The organism is Streptomyces sp. NPDC111656, assembly GCF_055656965.1.
Window position 1 is genome coordinate 379,576 of the sequence record NZ_JBVKCA010000006.1, and the last position, 15,929, is coordinate 395,504.

16 protein-coding genes and 1 pseudogene are annotated in these 15,929 nt (G+C 70.4%); 16 read left to right on the plus strand and 1 reads right to left on the minus strand.

Translation table 11 applies throughout. From position 1 onward, the window contains the following. Positions 1 to 56: 56 nt before the first annotated feature. On the minus strand, positions 57 to 2,252 hold the full coding sequence (locus tag ACZ7M3_RS20715; RefSeq protein ID WP_472065004.1) for an elongation factor G-like protein EF-G2: 2,196 nt from the start codon (positions 2,250 to 2,252) through the stop codon (positions 57 to 59). A gap of 218 nt (positions 2,253 to 2,470) precedes the next feature. On the opposite strand from ACZ7M3_RS20715, the gene pgsA reads away from it, so the two are divergent. The 16 genes and pseudogenes from pgsA (at position 2,471) to ACZ7M3_RS20795 (ending at position 15,719) form a co-directional block, all read left to right on the plus strand. Next, on the plus strand, positions 2,471 to 3,193 hold the full coding sequence (pgsA, locus tag ACZ7M3_RS20720; protein WP_079064919.1) for a phosphatidylinositol phosphate synthase: 723 nt from the start codon (positions 2,471 to 2,473) through the stop codon (positions 3,191 to 3,193). Next, positions 3,190 to 4,149 carry a phosphatidylinositol mannoside acyltransferase gene (locus ACZ7M3_RS20725; protein ID WP_472065006.1) on the plus strand — a complete coding sequence of 320 codons (960 nt, stop codon included), beginning with the start codon at positions 3,190 to 3,192 and terminating at the stop codon, positions 4,147 to 4,149. Before pgsA ends, ACZ7M3_RS20725 begins: the two co-directional genes overlap by 4 nt. Next, the gene (locus ACZ7M3_RS20730; RefSeq protein WP_452971589.1) at positions 4,146 to 5,306 is read left to right on the plus strand and encodes a glycosyltransferase family 4 protein; all 1,161 of its coding nucleotides are present in this window, start codon (positions 4,146 to 4,148) and stop codon (positions 5,304 to 5,306) included. Before ACZ7M3_RS20725 ends, ACZ7M3_RS20730 begins: the two co-directional genes overlap by 4 nt. Before the next feature lie 37 nt (positions 5,307 to 5,343). Next, positions 5,344 to 5,490, plus strand: a complete 147-nt coding sequence (locus ACZ7M3_RS20735) for an SUMF1/EgtB/PvdO family nonheme iron enzyme (protein WP_472065008.1) — start codon at positions 5,344 to 5,346, stop codon at positions 5,488 to 5,490. 76 nt (positions 5,491 to 5,566) lie between these two features. Continuing rightward, positions 5,567 to 5,785: pseudogene (locus ACZ7M3_RS20740) on the plus strand (formylglycine-generating enzyme family protein); the annotation flags it as partial. Between the two features lie 25 nt (positions 5,786 to 5,810). After that, positions 5,811 to 6,356 carry a LemA family protein gene (locus tag ACZ7M3_RS20745; protein ID WP_054233941.1) on the plus strand — a complete coding sequence of 182 codons (546 nt, stop codon included), beginning with the start codon at positions 5,811 to 5,813 and terminating at the stop codon, positions 6,354 to 6,356. 140 nt (positions 6,357 to 6,496) lie between these two features. Beyond that, positions 6,497 to 7,420, plus strand: a complete 924-nt coding sequence (pdxS, locus tag ACZ7M3_RS20750) for a pyridoxal 5'-phosphate synthase lyase subunit PdxS (RefSeq protein ID WP_054233942.1) — start codon at positions 6,497 to 6,499, stop codon at positions 7,418 to 7,420. Positions 7,421 to 7,459: 39 nt separating this feature from the next. Next, positions 7,460 to 8,068 carry a pyridoxal 5'-phosphate synthase glutaminase subunit PdxT gene (pdxT, locus tag ACZ7M3_RS20755; protein WP_067365903.1) on the plus strand — a complete coding sequence of 203 codons (609 nt, stop codon included), beginning with the start codon at positions 7,460 to 7,462 and terminating at the stop codon, positions 8,066 to 8,068. 74 nt (positions 8,069 to 8,142) lie between these two features. Beyond that, a complete protein-coding gene (locus ACZ7M3_RS20760; protein ID WP_472065010.1) occupies positions 8,143 to 8,895 on the plus strand; it encodes a YebC/PmpR family DNA-binding transcriptional regulator in 753 nt (250 codons plus the stop codon). Between the two features lie 198 nt (positions 8,896 to 9,093). Next, positions 9,094 to 9,675, plus strand: a complete 582-nt coding sequence (gene ruvC / locus ACZ7M3_RS20765; RefSeq protein ID WP_472065012.1) for a crossover junction endodeoxyribonuclease RuvC — start codon at positions 9,094 to 9,096, stop codon at positions 9,673 to 9,675. After that, entirely contained in the window at positions 9,672 to 10,280 is a 609-nt protein-coding gene (gene ruvA, locus ACZ7M3_RS20770; RefSeq protein WP_472065014.1) for a Holliday junction branch migration protein RuvA, read from the plus strand. Before ruvC ends, ruvA begins: the two co-directional genes overlap by 4 nt. Before the next feature lie 120 nt (positions 10,281 to 10,400). After that, on the plus strand, positions 10,401 to 11,471 hold the full coding sequence (gene ruvB / locus ACZ7M3_RS20775; RefSeq protein ID WP_095855771.1) for a Holliday junction branch migration DNA helicase RuvB: 1,071 nt from the start codon (positions 10,401 to 10,403) through the stop codon (positions 11,469 to 11,471). 164 nt (positions 11,472 to 11,635) lie between these two features. Beyond that, the gene (yajC, locus tag ACZ7M3_RS20780; protein ID WP_355309693.1) at positions 11,636 to 12,148 is read left to right on the plus strand and encodes a preprotein translocase subunit YajC; all 513 of its coding nucleotides are present in this window, start codon (positions 11,636 to 11,638) and stop codon (positions 12,146 to 12,148) included. Between the two features lie 139 nt (positions 12,149 to 12,287). Continuing rightward, on the plus strand, positions 12,288 to 14,057 hold the full coding sequence (secD, locus tag ACZ7M3_RS20785; RefSeq protein ID WP_472065016.1) for a protein translocase subunit SecD: 1,770 nt from the start codon (positions 12,288 to 12,290) through the stop codon (positions 14,055 to 14,057). A 1-nt stretch (position 14,058) separates the two neighbouring features. After that, positions 14,059 to 15,174, plus strand: coding sequence for a protein translocase subunit SecF (gene secF, locus ACZ7M3_RS20790; RefSeq protein ID WP_095855774.1), 1,116 nt, complete (start codon positions 14,059 to 14,061; stop codon positions 15,172 to 15,174). Further along, entirely contained in the window at positions 15,171 to 15,719 is a 549-nt protein-coding gene (locus ACZ7M3_RS20795; protein ID WP_472065018.1) for an adenine phosphoribosyltransferase, read from the plus strand. Before secF ends, ACZ7M3_RS20795 begins: the two co-directional genes overlap by 4 nt. Positions 15,720 to 15,929: the final 210 nt, after the last annotated feature.

Consider the following 15,929-nt stretch of genomic DNA (forward strand, 5'->3'; position numbering starts at 1 on the left):
GACATTCGTCGGCGGACGGCCGAAGCCGCCCGCCGAGGGTGACAGGAGCCGAACCGTCAGGCGTTCTGGGCCTGTTCGCGCATCCTTTCGGCGATCTGCGACGGCATCGGCTCGTGCCGCGCGTAGGTGCGGTTGAAGCGTGCGGTGCCGTGCGAGAGGGAGCGCAGATCCACGGCGTACCGTCCGATCTCGATCTCCGGGACCTCGGCCCGTACGAGCGTGCGTCCGCCGCCCGCCTGCTCGGTGCCGACCACCCGGCCGCGCCGCCCCGACAGGTCGCTCATCACGGCGCCCACGTACTCGTCGCCGACCAGGACCGTCACCTCGGCCACCGGCTCCAGCAGATGGATCCTGGTGTCGGTGGCCGCCTCACGCAGGGCGAGCGCACCCGCGGTCTGGAACGCCGCGTCGGAGGAGTCCACGGAGTGCGCCTTGCCGTCGAGCAGGGTGATCCGTACGTCGATGAGGGGATAGCCCGCGACCACGCCCCTGGCGGCCTGGGCCCGCACCCCCTTCTCGACGGAGGGGATGAACTGCCGGGGCACGGCCCCGCCGACGACCTTGTCCACGAACTCGATTCCCGAGCCGTTCGGGAGGGGTTCGACCTCGATCTCGCAGATCGCGTACTGCCCGTGCCCACCGGACTGCTTCACATGGCGGCCGCGCCCCGCGGCCCTGTCCGCGAACGTCTCCCGCAGGGAGACCTTGTGCGGGACCACGTCGACCTGGACGCCGTACCGGTTGCGCAGCCGCTCCAGGGCGACGTCGGCGTGGGCCTCGCCCAGGCACCACAGAACGACCTGGTGGGTGTTCTGGTTCTGTTCCAGGCGCATGGTGGGGTCCTCGGCGACCAGCCGGCCCAGGCCCTGCGAGAGCTTGTCCTCGTCGGCCTTGCTGTGTGCCTGGATGGCGAGCGGCAGCAGCGGGTCCGGCATCTGCCAGGGCTCCATCAGCAGCGGGTCGTCCTTGGCCGAGAGCGTGTCACCGGTCTCGGCCCGGTTGAGCTTGGCCACGCAGGCCAGGTCGCCCGCGATGCAGTGCGTCAGGGAGCGCTGCTGTTTGCCGAACGGCGCGGACAGGGCGCCGACGCGCTCGTCGACGTCGTGGTCCTCGTGCCCGCGGTCGCCCAGCCCGTGCCCGGAGACGTGCACCGTCTCGTCGGGGCGCAGGGTGCCCGAGAAGACGCGGACGAGGGAGACCCGGCCCACATAGGGGTCGCTGGCCGTCTTCACGACCTCCGCGACCAGCGGTCCGTTCGGATCGCAGGCCTTGACCTCGCGTTCCTGCCCTTCCGGTGTCGTCACGGTGGGCGCCGGACGCTCCAGCGGGGTCGGGAAGCCCCCCGTGACGAGTTCCAGGAGCTCGACGGTGCCGAGCCCCTGGCGGGCGCCCTCGGCGGCGGGCGCGGCCGCCAGGACCGGGAAGAACGCACCCCGCGCCACGGCCCGCTCCAGGTCCTGCACGAGCGTCTTGACGTCGATCTGCTCGCCGCCCAGATAGCGGTCCATGAGGGTCTCGTCCTCGCTCTCGGCGATGATCCCCTCGATCAGCCGGTTGCGCGCCTCCTCGATCAGCGGCAGCTGCTCCGGTCCCGGCTCGGCCTCCTTGCGCTCCCCGGAGGAGTAGTCGAACAGCCGCTGTGTGAGAAGCCCGATCAGCCCGGTGACAGAGGCGTGCCCGTCGGGCCCCTCCGCGCCGTGCAGCGGCAGGTACAGCGGCAGTACGGCGTCGGGGTCGTCCGCGCCGAAGGCCTCGGCGCAGATCCGCGTCATGTCGTCGAAGTCGGCGCGCGCCGACTCGAGGTGGGTGATCACGATGGCGCGCGGCATGCCGACCGCCGCGCACTCCTCCCACACCATCCGGGTCGAGCCGTCCACCCCGTCCGAGGCCGAGACGACGAAAAGGGCCGCGTCCGCGGCGCGCAGACCGGCCCTGAGTTCCCCGACGAAGTCGGCGTATCCGGGGGTGTCGATGATGTTGATCTTGTATCCGTCCCAGTCGACGGGTACCAGGGACAGCTGCACCGAGCGCTGCTGCCGGTGCTCGATCTCGTCGTAGTCGGAGACGGCGGTGCCGTCCTCCACCCTGCCCGCCCGGTTCACTGCTCCCGCCGTCAGCGCGAGAGCTTCCACCAATGTCGTCTTGCCGGATCCGCTGTGGCCGACCAGCACCACATTCCGTACGGACGCGGGGTGGTCGGCCGCTGTAGCCCTGCCGGCGGCTCCGGGGTGTGCGTTCGCCTTGTCGCCCATGGTCTTGCCTCCCGTGCACGGTGAGGTCTCTTTGGGCGCGGGCGTGGCCGGATCCGCGTGCGGTGCGGCTCCGATGACGCCCGCGGTGTCTTCGAGCTTTGCACTCGCGTCACGGTGCGTCCATACGGGGGACGCGATCCCGCCGTGACATCGATGGCATCCCACCGTGACACGGGGTGCGGGTGCCCGGCCGTCGCACCGGCGCGCGCGTGGCTACGATGGGCCAGCCGGTGGCCAGCAGGGGCCGCGCGGCGACACCGACCCTCGGGAAGGCCATGCTGAACAAGTACGCGCGTGCATTCTTCACGCGTGTCCTCACACCGTTCGCCGCGTTTCTCATCCGTCGGGGGGTAAGCCCCGACACGGTCACCCTCCTGGGTACGGCCGGAGTCATGGCGGGCGCGCTGGTCTTCTACCCCCGGGGGGAGTTCTTCTGGGGCACGATCGTCATCACGCTCTTCGTCTTCTCCGACCTGGTCGACGGAAACATGGCGCGCCAGCTCGGCCGCTCCAGCCGCTGGGGTGCCTTCCTGGACTCCACGCTCGACCGGGTCGCCGACGGCGCGATCTTCGGCGGTTTCGCGCTCTGGTACGCGGGCGGCGGCGACAACAACGCCCTGTGCGCCGTCTCGATCTTCTGTCTGGCCAGCGGCCAGGTGGTCTCGTACACCAAGGCCCGTGGCGAGTCGATCGGCCTGCCCGTCGCCGTGAACGGCCTGGTGGAGCGCGCCGAGCGCCTGGTGATCTCCCTGGTCGCGGCGGGCCTCGCGGGGCTGCACAAGTTCGGGGTGCCCGGCATCCAGTGGCTGCTGCCCGTCGCGCTGTGGATCGTCGCCGTCGGCAGCCTGGTCACGCTGATCCAGCGCGTCGTCACGGTGCGCCGGGAGTCCGCGGAGGCGGACGCCGCGGCCGCGGCGCAGAACAGCGGGGCCACGTCGTGACCAGTCTCCAGGAGAGGCTGGTGGACGGGGCGTACGCGCTCGGCTGGGGCACCGTCAAGAAGCTTCCGGAGCCGGTCGCGGTGCGCCTGGGCCGCACGATCGCGGACATCGCCTGGAAACGGCGCGGCAAGGGCGTACAACGGCTGGAGAGCAACTACGCGCGCGTGCTGCCCGACGCGACCCCGGAGCGGCTCGCCGAGCTCTCCCGGGCGGGCATGCGCTCGTACCTGCGCTACTGGATGGAGTCCTTCCGCCTCCCCGCCTGGAGCAAGGAGCGCGTGCGGACGGGCTTCGACTGCAAGGACGTGCACCATCTGACGGACGGGCTCGCCTCCGACCAGGGTGTCATCCTGGCCCTGCCGCACATGGGCAACTGGGACCTCGCCGGCGCCTGGGTCACCACCAAGCTGGAGACCCCGTTCACGACCGTCGCCGAGCGCCTCAAGCCGGAGTCGCTGTACGACCGCTTCGTCGCCTATCGCGAGGGCCTCGGCATGGAGGTCCTGCCGCACAGCGGCGGCACCGCGTTCGGCACGCTGGCGCGGCGGCTGCGGGACGGCGGACTGATCTGCCTGGTCGCCGAGCGTGATCTGTCGGCCTCGGGCGTCGAGGTGGAGTTCTTCGGCGAGACGACCCGGATGCCCGCGGGCCCGGCGCTGCTCGCCCAGCAGACCGGAGCCGTCCTTCTGCCGGTCACGCTCTGGTACGACGACTCACCGGTGATGCAGGGCCGTGTGCATCCCCCCGTCGAGGTCCCCGAGACAGGTACCCGGGCCGAGAAGACGTCTGTCATGACACAGGCGCTGGCCGACGCCTTCGCCACGGGTATCGCCGAACATCCGGAGGACTGGCACATGCTGCAGCGCTTGTGGCTCAAGGACCTCGATCCCGGGAAGGATCCTGACAACAGGGATTCTGACAACGCCCAGAAGGATTCCGAGAAGAGGACTCCGTGAGGATCGGCATCGTCTGCCCCTACTCCTGGGACGTGCCGGGCGGCGTCCAGTTCCACATCCGTGACCTGGCCGAACACCTCATCCGCCGCGGGCACGAGGTCTCGGTGCTCGCCCCCGCGGACGACGAGACACCGCTGCCGCCGTACGTCGTCTCGGCGGGCCGCGCGGTTCCGGTGCCCTACAACGGCTCCGTGGCGCGCCTGAACTTCGGCTTCCTGTCGGCGGCCCGGGTGCGGCGCTGGCTGCACGACGGCACCTTCGACGTGATCCACATCCACGAGCCGGCCTCGCCCTCGCTCGGCCTGCTCGCGTGCTGGGCCGCGCAGGGCCCCATCGTCGCCACCTTCCACACCTCCAACCCGCGCTCCCGGGCCATGGTCGCCGCGTACTCGATCCTGCAGGCGGCCCTGGAGAAGATCAGCGCGCGGATCGCGGTGAGCGAGTACGCCCGCCGCACGCTCGTCGAGCATCTGGGCGGCGACGCGGTCGTCATCCCGAACGGCGTCGACGTCGACTTCTTCGCCCGCGCCAAGCCCAAGCCCGAGTGGCAGGGCGACACCCTCGGCTTCATCGGCCGCATCGACGAGCCCCGCAAGGGCCTGCCCGTCCTCATGAAGGCCCTGCCCAAGATCCTCGCCGAGCGTCCGGGGACCCGGCTCCTGGTCGCCGGACGCGGTGACGAGGAGGAGGCCGTCGAGTCCCTGCCCGCCGAGATGCGCTCGCGCGTCGAGTTCCTCGGCATGGTCAGCGACGAGGACAAGGCCCGCTTCCTGCGCAGCGTCGACCTGTACGTGGCGCCCAACACCGGCGGCGAGAGCTTCGGCATCATCCTCGTGGAGGCGATGTCGGCGGGCGCGCCGGTGCTGGCCTCCGACCTCGACGCGTTCGCGCAGGTCCTCGACCAGGGCGCGGCCGGTGAACTCTTCGCCAACGAGGACGCGGACGACCTGGCCGCCACGGCCCTGCGGCTGCTCGGCGACCCCGAGCGCCGGGCCGAACTCCGCGCGCGGGGCAGCGCCCACGTACGGCGCTTCGACTGGTCGACCGTCGGCGCGGACATCCTGTCCGTCTACGAGACGGTGACGGACGGTGCGGCGGCGGTCGCCGCGGACGAACGGACGGGGCTGCGGGCGAGGTTCGGACTGGCCCGGGACTGAGCGCGCGGGACACGTCGACGCAGGGCGGGAGAGAGGCGTGCTGCTGCGCACCCGCGCGCGGGGAGGCCGGTTCGCACGGGGAGCTCGGTTCGGACCGGCCCGCAGGGTGCGCGGCGAGCCGTTCCGGATCGACGCGACGGCCGTCACCAACGCCCGGTTCGCGGAGTTCGTGCGGGCGACCTGACAGGTGACGGAGGCGTAGCGGTACGGCAGTTCGTTCGTCTTCCACCTGGGAGTTCGCCCCCGCCGACCAGGAGCGCCTGTGGGAGCGGTGCGCGGACGCCTTCACCGCGCCCTCCGGGACCTCGACCGGGACCTCGGCGACGGACCCCGGCCGGCGGGTCATCCGTGGGGGCTCGTGCCTGTGCCACGCCTCGTACTGCAACCGCTACCGGGTGGCCGCCCGGTCGAGGAACACCCCCGACTCCTCCACCGGGCACGGCGGTTTCCGTTGCGCGTGGGACGTGAGGGAGGGGTGAGCACGCCCGGGTAGCCTTGCCGCCCGTGACCGCAACCCTCATCTGGATCCTCGTCGGCCTCGTCGCGATCGGCCTCTACCTGAGCTGGACCGCGGGGCGTCTCGACCGGCTGCACGCCCGGATCGACGCCGCCCGTGCCGCGCTCGACGCGCAGTTGTTGCGCCGTGCCTCGGTCGCCCAGGAGTTGGCGACCTCCGGGGTGCTCGATCCCGCCGCCTCGATCGTGCTCTACGAGGCCGCGCATGCCGCGCGGCAGGCGGAGGAGGAGCAGCGCGAGGTGGCCGAGAGCGACCTCAGCCAGGCCCTGCGGGCCGTCTTCGGAGAGGTGCAGCAGGTGGAGGCGGTGCGGGAGGCGCCTGGTGGGGACGCGGCGGCGACCGAACTGGCGCAGGCGGTGCGGCGGGTGCCGATGGCTCGGCGGTTCCACAACGACGCGGTACGTGCCGCCCGCGCTCTTCGCCGCCACCGCAAGGTCCGCTGGTTCCGCCTCGCCGGTCACGCGCCCTTCCCCATGGCCTTCGAAATGGACGACGAGCCGCCCACCGCACTGGCGGACCGCCCCACGACCTGAGGACGAGGCCGTTCAGGCCGACGCGGGGTCCAGGGAGGCGAAAAGGATCCACCGGCTCCCCATTGGCCCTTGCTGTGGACTGGTCCACTCACGTTTCCTCAGTGCTGCACAAACCCTCTTTCACCGAGTGAGGTCAACCCGTGTCCAGCACGCTCTCCAACACCGCCCAGCCCGCCGAGAACACCGCAACCGGCACCGCCCGCGTCAAGCGCGGAATGGCCGAGCAGCTCAAGGGCGGCGTGATCATGGACGTGGTCAACGCTGAGCAGGCGAAGATCGCCGAGGACGCCGGCGCCGTGGCCGTCATGGCCCTGGAGCGGGTGCCCGCCGACATCCGCAAGGACGGCGGCGTGGCCCGTATGTCGGACCCGAACATGATCGAGGAGATCATCGACGCGGTCTCCATCCCCGTCATGGCCAAGTCCCGCATCGGCCACTTCGTCGAGGCCCAGGTCCTCCAGTCCCTCGGCGTCGACTACATCGACGAGTCCGAGGTCCTCACCCCGGCCGACGAGGTCAACCACTCCGACAAGTGGGCCTTCACGACCCCCTTCGTCTGCGGTGCGACCAACCTGGGCGAGGCCCTGCGCCGCATCGCCGAGGGCGCCGCCATGATCCGCTCCAAGGGCGAGGCCGGCACCGGCAACGTCGTCGAGGCCGTCCGTCACCTGCGCCAGATCAAGAACGAGATCGCCCGTCTGCGCGGCTTCGACAACAACGAGCTGTACGCCGCCGCCAAGGACCTGCGCGCCCCGTACGAGCTGGTCAAGGAGGTCGCCGAGCTCGGCAAGCTCCCGGTCGTGCTGTTCTCCGCCGGTGGTGTAGCGACCCCCGCCGACGCCGCTCTCATGCGTCAGCTCGGCGCCGAGGGCGTCTTCGTGGGCTCCGGCATCTTCAAGTCCGGCGACCCGGCCAAGCGCGCCGCCGCCATCGTGAAGGCGACCACCTTCTACGACGACCCGAAGATCATCGCGGACGCCTCCCGCAACCTGGGCGAGGCCATGGTCGGCATCAACTGCGACACCCTCCCCGAGACCGAGCGCTACGCCAACCGCGGCTGGTAAGAGACCGGACCGACGAGACCGGACAAAGGCATCACGTACATGACTGACGCACCTGTCATAGGCGTCCTGGCTCTCCAGGGCGACGTACGGGAGCACCTCATCGCCCTGGCCGCGGCCGACGCCGTGGCCAGGCCGGTGCGGCGTCCCGAGGAGCTCGCCGAGGTGGACGGCCTGGTCATCCCCGGCGGCGAGTCCACCACCATCTCCAAGCTGGCCGTCCTGTTCGGACTGATGGAGCCCCTCCGCGCGCGCGTGCGCGCCGGCATGCCCGTCTACGGCACCTGCGCGGGCATGATCATGCTCGCCGACAAGATCCTCGACCCGCGCTCGGGCCAGGAGACGATCGGCGGCATCGACATGATTGTGCGCCGCAACGCCTTCGGACGTCAGAACGAGTCCTTCGAAGCGGCGGTCGACGTCCGGGGCGTCGAGGGCGATCCTGTAGAGGGCGTCTTCATCCGCGCCCCCTGGGTCGAGTCCGTGGGAGCCGCGGCCGAAGTGCTCGCCGAGCACGAGGGTCACATCGTCGCCGTACGTCAGGGAACCGCGCTCGCCACGTCGTTCCACCCGGAACTGACCGGTGACCACCGCGTGCACGGCCTGTTCGTCGACATGGTGCGCGCGAACCGGATACCGGAGTCCTTGTAGGATCTGGGGGTCCCCCAGATCCTCAAGGTCTGGGGGAGTTCGTACAGGATGGGTTACGCGAAGGAGACAGGCAGATGTCCGGCCACTCTAAATGGGCTACGACGAAGCACAAGAAGGCCGTGATCGACGCCAAGCGCGGCAAGCTCTTCGCGAAGATGATCAAGAATATCGAGGTCGCGGCCCGCACCGGTGGCGCCGATGTGTCCGGCAACCCGACGCTGTTCGACGCCATTCAGAAGGCCAAGAAGAGCTCGGTCCCGAACAAGAACATCGACTCCGCGGTCAAGCGCGGCGCCGGTCTCGAGGCCGGTGGCGCCGACTACGAGACGATCATGTACGAGGGTTACGGGCCGAATGGTGTCGCGGTGCTCATCGAGTGCCTCACCGACAACCGCAACCGCGCCGCCTCGGACGTCCGCGTCGCCATGACGCGCAACGGCGGCAACATGGCCGACCCGGGCTCCGTCTCGTACCTCTTCAACCGCAAGGGCGTCGTCATCGTCCCCAAGGGCGAGCTGACCGAGGACGACGTCCTGGGTGCCGTGCTCGACGCGGGTGCCGAAGAGGTCAACGACCTCGGCGAGTCCTTCGAGGTCATCTCCGAGGCCACCGACCTGGTCGCGGTCCGCACGGCCCTCCAGGACGCCGGCGTCGACTACGACTCCGCCGAGGCCAACTTCGTGCCGACCATGCAGGTCGACCTCGACGAAGAGGGCGCCCGGAAGATCTTCAAGCTGATCGACGCCCTCGAGGACAGCGACGACGTGCAGAACGTCTTCGCCAACTTCGACGTGAGCGACGACGTGATGGCCAAGGTCGACGCCTGAGCTGCCAAGGATTCACTTCGGCGGGCCCGCGGGACACGTCCTGCCGGCCCGCCGTCGTTGTCAGTGGCAGCGGTTAGCCTGTCGAGGACGGATGATGATCGCAGTCCCTCGGACCGCAGCCATCAATGGAGGAACCACGACGGCGATCGGCCACCTCCGCGAGAGCGGCGGCGGCTTGGCCGCAAAGGGGGGTTTGGGGTGCGGGTGCTGGGCGTTGACCCGGGGCTGACCCGATGCGGTGTCGGGGTGGTCGAAGGAGTCGCGGGCCGACCCCTGACCATGCGCGGCGTCGGGGTCGTACGCACTCCGGCGGACGCCGAGTTGGGCCTGCGCCTCGTCGCCATCGAGCAGGGCATCGAGCAGTGGCTCGACGAGTACGAGCCCGAAGTCGTCGCCGTGGAGCGGGTGTTCAGCCAGCACAATGTGCGGACGGTGATGGGCACGGCCCAGGCCAGCGCCGTCGCCACGCTCTGCGCCGCGCGCCGCGGCCTGACGGTCGCCCTGCACACCCCGAGCGAGGTCAAGGCCGCCGTCACCGGCAGCGGACGCGCGGACAAGGCCCAGGTGGGTGCCATGGTCACCAGGCTGCTCAGGCTCGACGCGCCGCCCAGACCCGCCGACGCGGCGGACGCCCTCGCCCTGGCCATCTGTCACATCTGGCGCGCCCCCGCGCAGAACCGACTCCAGCAGGCCGTCGCGCAGAACCGGCTCCAGCAAGCCGCCGCCCTGCACGCGTCGAAACCCGCATCGCACCACGCTTCGAAAGGCCGTACCGCATGATCGCCTTCGTCAGCGGCCCGGTCGCCGCCCTCGCCCCGGACTCCGCGGTCGTCGAGGTCGGCGGCATCGGCATCGCCGTCCAGTGCTCGCCCAACACGCTCTCCAGGCTCCGGATGGGACAGCAGACCAAGCTCGCCACCTCCCTCGTCGTGCGCGAGGACTCCCTGACGCTGTACGGCTTCGCGGACGACGACGAGCGCGGAACCTTCGAGCTGCTCCAGACCGCCAGCGGTGTCGGCCCCCGCCTCGCGCAGGCCATGCTCGCCACGCACTCGCCCGACGCCCTGCGCCGCGCGATCGCCACGGGTGACGAGAAGACGCTCACGGCCGTACCCGGCATCGGCAAGAGGGGAGCCCAGAAGCTCCTGCTGGAGCTCAAGGACCGGCTCGGCGAGCCCGTCGGCACGAGCACCGGCATCGGCGCCCCGGTCAGCACCGGCTGGCGCGACCAGCTGCACGCCGCGCTGATCGGCCTCGGGTACGCCACGCGCGAGGCCGACGAGGCCGTCTCCGCCGTCGCCCCGCAGGCCGAGGCCGCCGAGGGCACACCCCAGGTGGGCCAGCTGCTCAAGGCCGCCCTCCGGACCCTCAACCGCGCCCGCTGAACCACCGGCCGCCCGACCACCAGACCGCGAGGCACTCATGCACGCTGTGTCTTCCCGGGGAGCGCCCCCGGACCCCCGGCCGGATGACACAGCCGACATGCCACGGCTAGGAGAACTTCAGTGAACTGGGACCACACGACCGACGAGAGCGACGCCGAGCGGCTCGTCGGCGCGTCCGCCGACCGTGAGGACCAGGCCGTCGAGGCGGCCCTGCGCCCCAAGGACCTGGACGAGTTCATCGGCCAGGAGAAGGTCCGCGAGCAGCTCGACCTCGTCCTGCGCGCCGCCCGCGCGCGCGGCGCCACCGCCGACCACGTGCTGCTCTCCGGCGCCCCCGGCCTCGGAAAGACCACCCTCTCGATGATCATCGCCGCCGAGATGGGCGCCCCCATCCGCATCACCAGCGGCCCCGCCATCCAGCACGCCGGTGACCTGGCGGCGATCCTCTCCTCGCTCCAGGAGGGCGAGGTGCTGTTCCTCGACGAGATCCACCGCATGTCCCGGCCCGCCGAGGAGATGCTCTACATGGCGATGGAGGACTTCCGCGTCGACGTGATCGTCGGCAAGGGCCCCGGCGCCACCGCGATCCCGCTGGAGCTGCCGCCGTTCACGCTGGTCGGCGCCACCACGCGCGCGGGTCTGCTGCCGCCCCCGCTGCGCGACCGCTTCGGCTTCACCGCGCACATGGAGTTCTACGAGCCCGCGGAGCTCCAGCGCGTCATCCACCGTTCCGCGCATCTCCTCGACGTGGAGATCGGCTCGGAGGGCGCCGCCGAGATCGCGGGGCGCTCCCGCGGCACGCCCCGTATCGCCAACCGTCTGCTGCGCCGCGTCCGGGACTACGCGCAGGTCAAGGCGGACGGGATCATCACGCGCGAGATCGCCGGGGCCGCGCTCAAGGTCTACGAGGTCGACGCCCGTGGCCTCGACCGGCTGGACCGTGGTGTTCTGGAGGCCCTGCTCAAGCTGTTCGGCGGCGGCCCGGTCGGTCTGTCCACGCTCGCGGTCGCGGTGGGGGAGGAGCGTGAGACCGTCGAGGAGGTCGCCGAGCCCTTCCTCGTACGGGAGGGACTGCTCGCCCGTACACCGCGCGGCCGGGTGGCGACCCCGGCCGCATGGGCCCACCTCGGTCTGACGCCGCCGCGCCAGTCCACGGGGGGAAACGGACAAGGGGACCTGTTCGGGGCGTGACGGCGTGCGCACTCGCGGGGTCAGGAACCCCGGTGCCATGCTGAGCGTTGTTCCCTGAGTGCGGACTCGCTTAGACTCCGCCGGTGCCGCCCTTGTCGACGGCATACATACCCCCATCCAGCAGGCCGCTCACCAATCGCGGTCGAAGAAGGAAGTTCCGACCCGTGAGTCTCGTGACCCTCCTCCCGTTCATCGTGCTCATCGGGGCCATGTTCCTGATGACCCGGTCGGCCAAGAAGAAGCAGCAGCAGGCCGCTTCCATGCGCAATGAGCTGCAGCCCGGCTCCGGCGTGCGCACGATCGGTGGCATGTACGCCACGGTCAAGGAGGTCAACGAGGACTCGGTCCTCCTTGACGCCGGCCCGGGCGTCGACCTGCTGTTTGCGAAGAACGCGATCGGCGCGGTGCTCTCCGACGACGAGTACAACCGCATCGTCCACGGCGCCGAGCACGACCTGGATGCGGACGGGTCGGTCGTCCCCGACGACGCCTCCTCCCTCACCGAGACCGACGAGCCCGCCGCCGACGCCTCTTCCGACGCCTCCGACGACAAGCCCCTCGACCTCAGCAAGAAGGACGCGGCCGCCGAGCCGTCCGACAAGCCCGCCGAGGCGAAGGCCGACGAGGCCGACGAAGCAGAGCCGAAGAAGACCGACGGCGAGTCCGACGCGAAGTAGTCACGCCCCGGGGACGCGGCGCGATCCGTTCGCGCTCCGCACCTCCGGGACCTGCGGTTTCGCACGGAATCCCGACACCATGTCATGGCCGCCCCCGCGCTGACCCCGCGCACGGCGGCCCGAGAGGGAGTACGAGAAGGTGGCAGCACCGAAGAAGGGCCGGAGCGCGAGCGCCCAGAGCAGGCCGGGGCGCTCGCTGGCCTTCATCCTGATCGCCATCGCGGCGCTCACGGGGGGGATGTTCCTCTCCGGGCATCCGACCCCGCGTCTCGGCATCGACCTCGCCGGCGGCACGAGCATCACGCTCACGGCGAAGAACGAGCCGGGCCAGCCGAACGCGATCAACAAGACCAACATGAACACCGCGGTCGACATCATGAACCGCCGTGTCAACGGTCTCGGCGTTTCTGAGGCCGAGGTGCAGACCCAGGGATCCGACAACATCATTGTCAACATCCCCAAGGGCACGAACTCCAAGGAAGCCCGGGCCCAGGTCGGCACCACCGCGAAGCTCTACTTCCGTCCGGTCCTGGCCACCGAGGTCTCCGGTTCGGCCGCGTCGGCCAGCCCGTCGCCCAGCGCCTCGAGCAGCTCCTCCTCGAAGGCCACGGACAAGGCCACCGACAAGGCGACCTCGTCGAGCTCCGCGAGCCCGACGTCCTCCGCCACCTCCCAGGGCCGCGCGGTCACCGACGCCCTGAAGGCGGACTCCACGCCGTCCGCGAGCTCCTCGGCCAGCCCCTCGGCCTCCTCCAGCGCCTCGCCGTCGGCGAGCAGCAGCGCGAGCGCCAGTGCCGCGGCCACCAAGCTCCAGGCTCAGTACACGGCGCTCGACTGCACCGACGAGGCGCAGCGCGCCAAGGCCGGCGAAGGCTCCAAGGCCACCGACCCCACCGTGGCCTGCGGCAAGAACTCCTCGGGCCAGTGGCAGAAGTACGTTCTCGGCCCCGCCGAGGTCTCGGGCACGGACATCAAGAGCGCCGCGGCCGTCTTCGACACCCAGAGCGCGGCGGGCTGGAAGGTCACCATGGAGTTCACCTCCGGTGGCTCCAAGAAGTTCGCCAGCATCACCGGCAAGCTCGCGCAGAACCAGTCCCCGCAGAACCAGTTCGCGATCGTCCTCGACGGTGATGTCGTCTCCGACCCGTTCGTCCAGCAGGCGCTGACCGGCGGCAGCGCGGAGATCTCCGGCAGCTTCGACCAGACCGAGGCGCAGAGCCTGGCGAACATGCTGAAGTACGGCGCGCTGCCGCTCACCTTCAAGGAGTCGAGCGTCACCACGGTGACCGCCGCGCTCGGCGGCGAGCAGCTGCACGCCGGTCTGATCGCGGGCGCCATCGGCCTCGCACTGGTCGTCATCTACCTGGTGCTCTACTACCGGGGCCTGTCGATCATCGCCATCCCCTCCCTGCTGGTCTCGGGTGCCCTCACTTACGTGATCATGGCGCTGCTCGGCCCCACCATCGGCTTCGCACTGAACCTGCCTGCGGTCTGTGGTGCGATCGTCGCGATCGGTATCACAGCGGACTCGTTCATCGTGTTCTTCGAGCGCATCCGGGACGAGATCCGCGAGGGTCGCTCCCTGCGCCCGGCTGTCGAGCGTGCCTGGCCGCGCGCCCGGCGCACCATCCTGGTCTCCGACTTCGTGTCGTTCCTCGCCGCCGCGGTGCTCTTCATCGTCACCGTCGGCAAGGTCCAGGGCTTCGCGTTCACGCTCGGTCTGACCACGGTGCTCGACGTGGTCGTCGTGTTCTTCTTCACCAAGCCGCTGATGACGCTCCTCGCCCGCCGGAAGTTCTACGCGAGCGGCCACAAGTGGTCCGGCCTCGACCCCAAGGCCCTGGGCGCCAAACCACCACTGCGCCGTACGCGCCGTCCCTCCGCCCCCGTCGACCCGAAGGAGGCGTGAGATGTCGAAACTCGGCACCCTCGGCGCCCGGCTCCACCGCGGCGAGATCGGCTACGACTTCGTCGGCAAGCGCAAGATCTGGTACGGCATCTCGATCCTGATCACCATCACGGCCATCCTCGGGCTGACGGTGCGCGGCCTGAACATGGGCATCGAGTTCCAGGGCGGCGCCGTCTTCACCACCGAGAAGACCAGCGTCTCGGTGTCCCAGGCCGAGACGTACGCGCAGGAGGCGTCCGGCCACGACGCGGTCGTCCAGAAGCTCGGCAACGGCGGACTGCGCATCCAGATCGCCGGCATCGACACGGACAAGTCCGACAAGATCAAGGACGAGCTCGCCAAGGACCTGAACGTCAACTCGGAGAAGATCAACGCCGACCTGGTCGGCCCCAGCTGGGGTGAGCAGATCGCCAACAAGGCCTGGGAGGGCCTGGCGATCTTCATGGTCCTCGTCGTGATCTACCTGGCGATCGCCTTCGAGTGGCGCATGGCCGTGGCCGCGCTCGTCGCCCTGATCCACGACATCACCATCACGGTCGGCATCTACGCCCTGGTCGGCTTCGAGGTCACCCCGGGCACCGTGATCGGTCTGCTCACCATCCTCGGTTACTCGCTCTACGACACGGTCGTCGTCTTCGACAGCCTCAAGGAGCAGACGAAGGACATCACCAAGCAGACCCGCTACACGTACAGCGAGATCGCCGACCGCTCGATCAACGGCACCCTGGTCCGTTCGATCAACACCACGGTCGTCGCGCTGCTGCCGGTCGCGGGCCTGCTGTTCATCGGTGGCGGTGTGCTCGGCGCGGGCATGCTCAACGACATCTCGCTGTCGCTGTTCGTCGGCCTCGCGGCCGGTGCGTACTCCTCGATCTTCATCGCCACGCCGCTCGTCGCCGACCTCAAGGAGCGCGAGCCGCAGATGAAGGCCCTCAGGAAGCGCGTCCTCGCCAAGCGGGCCCAGGCCGCCGCGAAGGGCGAGCCCCTGGAGTCCGAGGTCACCGAGGTGATGCTGGACGACGAGCCGGAGGACGACGGGCCCATGGTCGTCGGCCCGCGCAACCAGCCCGCGTCCCGCAACCGCGGTCGCGGCCGACCCTCGGGGAAGCGCCGATGACCGAGCTCACGGACATCACGACGCTGCTGCTCAGCCGTATCCGCGACGTGGCCGACTACCCGGAGCCGGGTGTGATGTTCAAGGACATCACCCCGCTCCTGGCGGACCCGGCGGCCTTCACGGTGCTCACCGACGCCCTGGCGGAGATCGCCGTGCGCGCCGAGGCCACGAAGATCGTCGGTCTGGAGGCCCGAGGCTTCATCCTCGGCGCCCCGGTCGCCGTCCGCGCCGGCATCGGCTTCATCCCCGTACGCAAGGCGGGCAAGCTCCCCGGAGCGACCCTGTCGCAGGCGTACGACCTGGAGTACGGCTCGGCCGAGATCGAGGTGCACGCCGAGGACCTGAGCGCGATCGACCGCGTCCTGGTCGTCGACGACGTCCTCGCCACCGGCGGCACCGCCGAGGCCTCGCTCCAGCTCATCCGCCGGGCGGGCGCCGAGGTCGCGGGCGTCGCCGTGCTGATGGAGCTCGGGTTCCTCGGCGGCCGCGGCCGTCTGGAGCCGACTCTCGCGGGCGCTCCGCTGGAGGCGCTCCTCAAGGTCTGAGGGCCGCGTTCGCGTCACCTGGGGGAAAGCCCCGGGAAAGGCCTGGGAAGGCCCTGAGACACCCGTAGGACACCGTGGAGGCGGGCCCGGAGGAATCCGGAGCCCGCCTCTCGCGTTCCTCCTGTACGAGGTCGTCACAGCGGCCGAAAGCGAGCCCGGCGCCCAGGATCGCTACCATGGGGTTTCCGGAGCCTGACCGGGGGACCCGGA

What these genes read in the sequence shown, in the direction of transcription:
- secF (WP_095855774.1), top strand. Translation starts at nt 14,059, where the DNA reads ATGTCGAAACTCGGCACCCTCGGCGCCCGGCTCCACCGCGGCGAGATC.
- ACZ7M3_RS20795 (WP_472065018.1), top strand. Translation starts at nt 15,171, where the DNA reads ATGACCGAGCTCACGGACATCACGACGCTGCTGCTCAGCCGTATCCGC.
- pgsA (WP_079064919.1), top strand. Translation starts at nt 2,471, where the DNA reads ATGGGCCAGCCGGTGGCCAGCAGGGGCCGCGCGGCGACACCGACCCTC.
- ruvA (WP_472065014.1), top strand. Translation starts at nt 9,672, where the DNA reads ATGATCGCCTTCGTCAGCGGCCCGGTCGCCGCCCTCGCCCCGGACTCC.
- ACZ7M3_RS20715 (WP_472065004.1), bottom strand. Translation starts at nt 2,252, where the DNA reads ATGGGCGACAAGGCGAACGCACACCCCGGAGCCGCCGGCAGGGCTACA.
- ACZ7M3_RS20760 (WP_472065010.1), top strand. Translation starts at nt 8,143, where the DNA reads ATGTCCGGCCACTCTAAATGGGCTACGACGAAGCACAAGAAGGCCGTG.
- pdxT (WP_067365903.1), top strand. Translation starts at nt 7,460, where the DNA reads ATGACTGACGCACCTGTCATAGGCGTCCTGGCTCTCCAGGGCGACGTA.